The sequence below is a fragment of the Pseudomonas meliae genome, from assembly GCF_001400515.1.
In the GTDB taxonomy this organism is placed as follows: Bacteria; Pseudomonadota; Gammaproteobacteria; order Pseudomonadales; family Pseudomonadaceae; genus Aquipseudomonas; species Aquipseudomonas amygdali.
Window position 1 is genome coordinate 1 of record NZ_LJQT01000362.1, and the last position, 7,855, is coordinate 7,855.

Sequence of the window (7,855 nt, forward strand, 5' to 3'; positions counted from 1 at the left end):
GCCGGAAAACATCCGGCTACCTCAGACCTTCCCTAACCTGTTAATCAGCAAACAAGGAAGTGTCATGACGAAAGTCAAAGAAAATGCTGCAATTCAACTCTCTGCTGCTACCAGCACCTCTTTCGACCAGATCAATACGTTCGCTCACCAGTATGACCGTGGCGGTAACCTCACGATCAATGGCAAGCCTTCGTACTCGGTCGATCAGGCCGCCGATTACATCCTTCGCGACAACGCTGCGTGGACTGATCGCGATGGCAACGGCACTATCAACCTCACATACACCTTTCTGACCGCCAAACCTGCCTGGGGACTTTCAGTGCGTTCAACGCACAGCAGAAAGCACAGGCCGTATTGTCGATGCAATCCTGGGCAGACGTTGCCAAGGTCAGCTTTACCCAGGCCGCTTCCGGCGGCGACGGGCATATGACCTTCGGTAACTACAGCAACCGCAGCGCAGGCGGGGCGGCTTTTGCCTACCTGCCCAGCGGCAACAGCCGCACTGACGGCCAGTCCTGGTACCTTGTCGATAACAGCTACTAGGTCAACACCACCCCGGACAATGGCAACTACGGCCGTCAGACCCTCACTCATGAAATCGGCCATACTCTGGGCCTGTCTCACCCGGGTGACTACAATGCGGGCGAGGGCAATCCGAGCTATAAGGACGCCACTTACGCAGAAGACACCCGTGGCTACAGCGTCATGAGTTACTGGAGTGAGTCCAACACTGACCAGAACTTCGTCAAGGGCGGCGCTCCGTCATACTCTTCGGCACCGTTGCTGGATGACATCACTGCCGTTCAGCAGCTCTATGGCGCGAACATGAGCACCCGTGCCGGTGATACGGTCTACGGTTTCAACTCCACCGCCGGGCGTGATTTCTACAGCGCCACTTCTGCCTCTTCCAAGGTGGTGTTCTCGGTGTGGGACGGCGGGGGCAAGGATACCCTCGACTTCTCGGGTTTCACCCAGAACCAGAAGATAAACCTCAATGCGGCCTCGTTCTCGGACGTGGGTGGCATGGTGGGTAACGTTTCAATTGCCAAAGGCGTGGTGGTTGAAAACGCGGTGGGCGGTTCGGGCAACGACCTGTTGATCGGCAATGCCGCTGCCAACGACCTTAAAGGTGGTGCCGGCAACGACATCATCTACGGTGGTGGCGGTGCCGACAGCCTGACCGGTGGTGCTGGTGCAGACATTTTTGTGTTTGGTGCCAGTTCCGATTCCAACCGTGCAGCGCAGGATACGATTCGTGACTTTGTCAGCGGTCAGGACAAAATCGATGTATCGGCCATTTCCACGCTGAGCGCGCTGCAGTTCGTCAACGCGTTCAGCGGCCATGCCGGCGAAGCGATCCTCAGCTACAACCAGAGCAGCAATCTGGGTAGCCTGGCGATCGACTTCACAGGTCAGGGTGTGGGGGACTTCCTCGTAGGGACTGTTGGGCAAGCGTTGGCTACTGATATCGTGGTTTAATCTGTAACAATCATGGACGACCCTGCTGTCGTCCATGATCTGGAAAGTACCCCATCATGAAGATCAATCACGTTGTTCGAATCGTGCCAGTGGCTTTTGCGCTGCTGGTGGGTATTTCTGGAGCAAGCATGGCCATGAGTTTGAAACTGCCCGACCCAGCTGAGCTAAGTGGCAAGTGGCGACTTTCGCTTCAGGGAAACACGGACGAAGTTTGTGAGCTGCACCTCAACACTGATGTACCGAAACTGACGGGCGATCTCGCCTGTGCAGTAAAGTGGTTGCACGAAGCCCCCACTGGCTGGTTTCCGACTCCGGATGGCCTGGCATTTACCGACAAGGAAGGCAATCGCCTGATTCACCTCAATAACATGGGGGAGCAGATCTATCAGGCGCGTCTGCCCGGCGGTGAAGTGCTGGTTCTTGGACGGCTCGCCGATTAAGCGTTTCATGGACCTGCGCGAGTTGTTTGTTAAAACCCAGGGATGTCACTCCGTCACCAGCAAGACCATAAAGGAACAACCATGAGTGCGTTGCCCCAAAGCGCCCGGCCGCCGCTTTATAAAGCGCTGGCTGACTACAAGAGCGCGTTGATTGGTGTCGGTTGTTTTACCGCGCTGATCAACGTGTTGATGCTCGCTCCATCGATTTACATGTTGCAAGTCTATGACCGTGTACTGACGTCGCAGAACCAGACTACCCTGGCCATGCTGACGCTGATGGTGGTCGGGTTCTTTGCGTTTATCGGCCTGCTGGAGATGGTCCGCAGCTTTGTGGTAATCCGCATCGGCAGCGAGCTGGAGAGGCGTTTCAATCTGCGCGTCTATCAGGCTGCGTTCGAGAGCAACCTGCACGCCGGACAGCGTCAGGCTGGGCAGGCGCTGGGTGACCTGACCTTTATCCGTCAGTTTCTCACCGGGCCGGCGTTGTTCGCGTTCTTCGACGCCCCGTGGTTTCCCATCTACCTGGCGGTGATCTTCCTTTTCGACCCTTGGCTTGGCGTGCTGGCCAGTGTGGGGACAGTGTTGCTGGTCGGACTGGCCTGCCTCAACGAATGGCTGACCCGCAAACCGCTGGCCGAGGCCAGCGGGTACTCGCAGCAGTCTGCGCAATTGGCGACCCGGCACCTGCAACAGGCCGAGGCGATCCAGGCGATGGGGATGCTCGAAGTGTTGCGGCGTCGCTGGTTCCATGTGCATGGGCGCTTTCTGGCCTTGCAAAACCGTGCCAGTGACACTGGAGCGGTGATCAGTTCGATCAGCAAGGCCCTGCGCCTTTGTCTGCAGTCGCTGGTGCTGGGCCTGGGCGCACTGCTGGTGATAAACGGAGACATGACCGCAGGCATGATGATCGCCGGTTCGATCCTCATGGGAAGGGTCCTCAGCCCCATCGATCAACTGATCGCAGTCTGGAAACAATGGAGTTCTGCACGCCTGGCTTACGGACGTCTGGACCAGTTACTCAAGACCTACGCCGAGCCCGCGCCGCGCATGCCACTGCCAGCACCGCGCGGTCAGATCAGCGCGGAACAGGTCAGCGCTGCGCCTCCGGGCAAGACATCGCCGACGATTCAGCAAGTGAGCTTTCAACTGCAAGCTGGTGAAGTGCTCGGTGTACTGGGAGCATCCGGTTCCGGCAAATCGACCCTGGCACGCGTGCTGGTCGGTGTCTGGCCGGTGCTGGGTGGAACGGTACGTCTGGACGGGGCCGACATGCATCGCTGGGACCGCGAGGCGCTGGGCCCCTATATCGGTTATCTGCCGCAGGACATCGAGCTTTTCGGTGGCACCGTGGCAGAAAACATCGCGCGTTTTAGCGAGGGCGACGCGAGCGCCGTGGTTGCTGCTGCGCAACTGGCGGGCGTACACGAATTGATTCTGCGCCTGCCGCAGGGCTACGACACGCGGCTGGGCGACGATGGCGCTGGCTTGTCAGGCGGTCAGAAACAGCGCGTCGCGTTGGCCCGAGCATTGTACGGCGATCCGCGACTGGTGGTACTTGATGAGCCCAATTCCAATCTGGACGCCGCGGGCGAAGCGGCTTTGACTCAGGCGATCGCTGAGCTCAAGACCCGCGGTTGTACCGTCGTGCTCGTCACTCACCGCACTCAGTCGTTGAACCAGACCGATCGTCTGCTGGTGCTGAGCGAAGGTCGCATGCAGGCATTCGGCACCACGGCTCAGGTGTTGCAGGCCTTGTCCGGACAGGCATCGCCCGGGCAAGCACCGCAAGCGCACCCTCAATCGCAATCTCGCCCTGCACCCGCCGGGCTTTCCATGAGCCGTCAGTACGGCACGCAGAACAGGCAGTCCGACGTATGAACAGCCCCATCGACACTCATTACGCCGTGCCGGGCAAGGAGCGCGGCGTGCAGTTCTTCGTTCGCGCAGGCTGGATTCTCATGCTGGCAGGGGCGGGCAGCTTCTTTCTATGGGCCAGTCTCGCCCCGCTGGATCAGGGCATTGCCGTGCAAGGCACCGTCGTGGTGTCGGGCAAGCGCAAGGCCGTGCAGTCGCTGGATGGCGGCGTTGTAAGCAAAATTCTCGTCAGCGAAGGCCAGTCGGTAAAGGAGGGCGAGCCGCTGTTTCGCCTTGATCAGACTCAGGTCGAGGCCGACGTGCAATCGCTGCGTGCCCAGTATCGAATGGCCTGGGCCAGCCTGGCCCGCTGGCAGAGCGAGCGCGACAACCTGGATGAGGTGCACTTTCCCGCAGAACTGATTGCCGCCGGGCAGGGGCAGAACCCCGACCCGCGTCTGGCGCTCGTGCTTGAGGGCCAGCGGCAACTGTTCAGCAGTCGGCGACAGGCGCTGGCTCGAGAGCAATCCGGTTTGCAGGCGAGTATCGAAGGTGCCGGGCTGCAACTCGCCGGTATGCGCCGCGCTCGATCGGACCTGCTGGCTCAGGCTGACTCGCTACGCAAGCAACTGAGTAACCTGGAGCCCTTGGCGCAGAACGGTTTCATTCCAGGCAACCGTCTGCTGGAGTTTCAACGCCAGCTTTCTCAAGTGCAGCAGAGCCTGGCGCAGAACGCAGGCGAAACCGGGCGGATAGAGCAGGGGATCGTCGAGTCGCGGTTGCGTCTTCAGCAGCAGCGCGAGGAATATCAGAAAGAAGTGCGCAGCCAGTGGGCCGATGCCCAGGTCAAGGCGCTTACCCTTGAGCAACAACTGGCTTCGGCAGGTTTCAGTCTGCAGCACAGTGCAATTCTTGCCCCTGCTGATGGCATCGCCGTCAACCTGGGCGTGCACACCGAAGGCGCAGTGGTGCGTGCCGGTGAAACCCTGCTGGAAATTGTACCGCAGGGCACACGGCTTGAAGTCGAAGGGCGTCTGCCGGTGCAGTTGATCGACAAGGTCGCCAGCCATTTGCCGGTCGATATCCTCTTCACTGCGTTCAATCAAAGTCGCACGCCGCGGGTTTCCGGTGAGGTAAACCTGATTTCTGCCGATCAGATGCAGGATGAGAAAACCGGCCAGCCCTATTACGTGCTGCGCACTTCGGTGGGCGATGCGGCACTGGAAAAACTCAACGGGTTTGTGATCAAGCCGGGCATGCCCGCTGAAATGTTTGTGCGCACGGGTGAACGCTCGCTGCTCAATTATCTGTTCAAACCTTTGCTGGACCGTGCCGGCTACGCGTTGACGGAGGAATAGGATGTCTCGTCATCCCCTGAAAGCCGCTTTGCTGACGGCCATCCTGCTGGGCACTGCTTCATTGAGTCATGCGATGGGCCCGTTTCAGGTCTATGAGCTGGCGCTTCGCAACGACCCGACTTACCTGGGCGCGCTCAAGGAGCGCGATGCGGGCCTGGAAAACCGGGTGATTGGTCGTGCAGGCTTGTTGCCGCGTGTTTCATACAGCTACAACAAAGGACGCAACGACTCCAAGGCCACCCTCAAAGGCGGCCGTGAATACACCACTGACCATCGCCACTACAACAGCTTTGGTTCAAGCCTGACGGTTCAGCAGCCGCTGATCGATTACGAAGCCTATGCCAATTACCGCAAAGGCCTGGCCCAGGCGTTGTTTGCCGACGAGACCTTTCGCAGCAAGAGTCAGGAATTGCTGGTGCGGGTTCTGACCCTTTATACCCAGGCACTGTTCGCGCAGGACCAGATCAATATAGCCCGCGCCAAACAGCAGGCGCTCGACCGCCAGTTTGCGCAGAACCGGCAAATGTTCCAGCAAGGCGAGGGTACCCGCACCGACATTCTTGAAGCGGAATCGCGCAACGAGCTGGCGATTGCCGAGCAGATAGAAGCCAGCGACGAGCAGGACGCGGCCCTGCGCGAACTGGCCGCGTTGCTGGGCGAGTCGAGTATCGATGTTGCGCAGTTGGAGCCGTTGAGGGACAGTTTTCAGGCGCTGGTGCTGGCACCGTCCAGCTTTACCGAGTGGCATGCGCTGGCCATGGCCAACAGCCCGATCCTGGCCTCGCAACGCCAGTCGCTGGAAGTGGCGCGATACGAGGTGGAGCGCAACCGCGCCGGGCATCTGCCGACGGTGAATGCTTACGCGAGTATCCGTCAGAACGAATCGGACAGCGGCAACACCTACAATCAGCGTTACGACACCAACACGATAGGTATCGAGCTCAGTCTGCCGCTGTACGCCGGAGGCGGCACCAGCGCCTCGGTGCGTCAGGCCAACAGCAAGCGCGAGCAGGCGGAATACGAGCTGGAGGGCAAGACCCGCGAAACCCTGATCGAGCTGCGTCGCCAGTTCAACGCCTGTGCGTCAGGGGTGAGCAAGTTGCGCGCTTATCAGAAAGCACTGGTCTCTGCACAGGCACTGGTCGAGTCGACACGTCAGAGCATTCTCGGCGGCGAGCGCATCAGCCTGGACGCACTCAACGCCGAACAGCAGCTTTACAGCACCCGGCGTGATCTGGCGAAAGCCCGTTACGATTACTTGATGGCCTGGATCAAACTGCATTACTACGCCGGTACGTTGCGCGACACCGATCTGGCGCGTATTGACGAGGCCTTCGTTGTGGCGCGCTGAGTGTCGTTGGTCAGTTCTGCGCGGTGAAACGCGCCAGCGAGAAGGCTGAAAGGTCTACATCGCTGGTGCCGTGAATACAGCGTTGCGCAAGGGCCAGCCCGAGCCCGGCTGAGTGTTTGAAGCCGTGACCGGAGCAGGCCGAAACCACTGTCACGTTCTTCAGATGGGGGTGTTCATCGATGATGAAGTGGCAGTCCGGCGTGACGGTGTAGGCGCAGACCGAAGACTTGACCACGTTCGGCGTCAGTCCCGCAATCTTGCCCTGCACCTGGGGCTGGAACATTTCCTGCTCCTCCCTTGCCGTAACAGTGCGGTCCAGCTGGTCGGCAGCGGATGCTTCAATGTATTGCTCGGTGGCGACCTTCATACTGTTTTCACCGGGCAGGGGCGGGAAGCCATAGTTGACATCCTCCTCCCCGGGCCCGTGAGTCAGAATGAAGCTCGGCGAACGTGGTGCAAAAGCGGCATTCTCCTGCAATTCGAACCAGAACAGCTTTTGCCGACACACCCGCAGCAGATCGCTAAAAGGCGCGCCGAGCAATTCGGCTGACCACATGCCCGCACTGACCACGACTTTGTCAGCGATGATCGAAACCTTGTCAGTGGTAATGCGCACCTGATCACCCTGTGCCTGTAAGTGAGTAACCTTCTCATGGGTCAGCAACCTTGCGCCGTGTTGCCTCGCCAGCCGCAGCTGTACCTCGATGCAGCGCTCTGGCCGGACAAATCCGCCTTCAGGCTCAAAGTAGCCAACGGCGGTGTCCAGAACAGGGGTGAACTGGGGAAAGCGCTCGCGAATGGCCGCCGCCGACAGCACTTCGTGCGTCACGCCATAGGTGCGGGCCAGGGCGATGGTCTGGTGGGTGAAGTCGTTACTGTCTTCAGGATCGTACGCAGGGCTGGAGGTCATCACCAGCACTCCGCACTGCTCGAACAGCGACTCGCTGCTCAGCGCCTCAAGTTCGCGCCAGATGCTGTGCGAACTGCGCACCAGCGGCAGGTATTGCGGGCCCTCGCCAACCGACAGTCGTGTGATGCGGGTATCGCCGTGGCTGGAGCCTTGTGTGTGCGGAGGGGCGTAGCGATCGACGCCAATTACATCGACTCCGACCTTCGCCAGTTGATAGACAGTGGCTGCACCCATGGCACCCAGACCGAGCACGGCCACTTCACAACGCTGCTGCATAATCGGAATGCCTCGATAAATCTCTTATTTCACGCCGGACAGCCTGCCGAATCAACCGCCAAACGTGCATAAGGTTATGTCACGGAGCCCCAATGGCCATTACCAGTGCCATCACACATGAGGGTGTGGGGAACCTGTAAAAATTTACGCTTGCGCTGCTCAGGGTTTTTAAGGAAGGTCTGAAAAA

5 protein-coding genes and 1 pseudogene are annotated in these 7,855 nt (G+C 59.5%); 5 read left to right on the forward strand and 1 reads right to left on the reverse strand.

Going from position 1 to position 7,855, the window contains the following annotated elements; genetic code table 11:
- Positions 1-64 precede the first annotated feature (64 nt).
- The 5 genes and pseudogenes from ALO64_RS17365 to ALO64_RS17385 all read left to right on the forward strand — a co-directional run bounded on the left by ALO64_RS17365 (position 65) and on the right by ALO64_RS17385 (position 6,482).
- A pseudogene (locus ALO64_RS17365) lies at positions 65-1,479 on the forward strand (serralysin family metalloprotease).
- A gap of 56 nt (positions 1,480-1,535) precedes the next feature.
- Positions 1,536-1,919 carry a protease inhibitor Inh/omp19 family protein gene (locus tag ALO64_RS17370; protein ID WP_005731893.1) on the forward strand — a complete coding sequence of 128 codons (384 nt, stop codon included), beginning with the start codon at positions 1,536-1,538 and terminating at the stop codon, positions 1,917-1,919.
- A gap of 81 nt (positions 1,920-2,000) precedes the next feature.
- Positions 2,001-3,797, forward strand: coding sequence for a type I secretion system permease/ATPase (locus tag ALO64_RS17375; protein WP_005780048.1), 1,797 nt, complete (start codon positions 2,001-2,003; stop codon positions 3,795-3,797).
- Positions 3,794-5,131 (forward strand): HlyD family type I secretion periplasmic adaptor subunit, encoded by a 1,338-nt coding sequence (locus tag ALO64_RS17380; protein WP_044344930.1) that lies wholly within the window; start codon positions 3,794-3,796, stop codon positions 5,129-5,131. Before ALO64_RS17375 ends, ALO64_RS17380 begins: the two co-directional genes overlap by 4 nt.
- 1 nt (position 5,132) lies before the next feature.
- Positions 5,133-6,482: a TolC family outer membrane protein gene (locus tag ALO64_RS17385; protein WP_044344931.1), complete on the forward strand. Its 1,350-nt coding sequence runs from the start codon at positions 5,133-5,135 to the stop codon at positions 6,480-6,482.
- A gap of 10 nt (positions 6,483-6,492) precedes the next feature.
- Here the strand turns inward: ALO64_RS17385 and solA are convergent, their stop codons facing one another.
- Positions 6,493-7,668, reverse strand: a complete 1,176-nt coding sequence (solA, locus tag ALO64_RS17390; protein WP_044344932.1) for an N-methyl-L-tryptophan oxidase — start codon at positions 7,666-7,668, stop codon at positions 6,493-6,495.
- Positions 7,669-7,855 lie beyond the last annotated feature (187 nt).

What these genes read in the sequence shown, in the direction of transcription:
- ALO64_RS17385 (WP_044344931.1), top strand. Translation starts at nt 5,133, where the DNA reads ATGTCTCGTCATCCCCTGAAAGCCGCTTTGCTGACGGCCATCCTGCTG.
- ALO64_RS17375 (WP_005780048.1), top strand. Translation starts at nt 2,001, where the DNA reads ATGAGTGCGTTGCCCCAAAGCGCCCGGCCGCCGCTTTATAAAGCGCTG.
- solA (WP_044344932.1), bottom strand. Translation starts at nt 7,668, where the DNA reads ATGCAGCAGCGTTGTGAAGTGGCCGTGCTCGGTCTGGGTGCCATGGGT.
- ALO64_RS17380 (WP_044344930.1), top strand. Translation starts at nt 3,794, where the DNA reads ATGAACAGCCCCATCGACACTCATTACGCCGTGCCGGGCAAGGAGCGC.
- ALO64_RS17370 (WP_005731893.1), top strand. Translation starts at nt 1,536, where the DNA reads ATGAAGATCAATCACGTTGTTCGAATCGTGCCAGTGGCTTTTGCGCTG.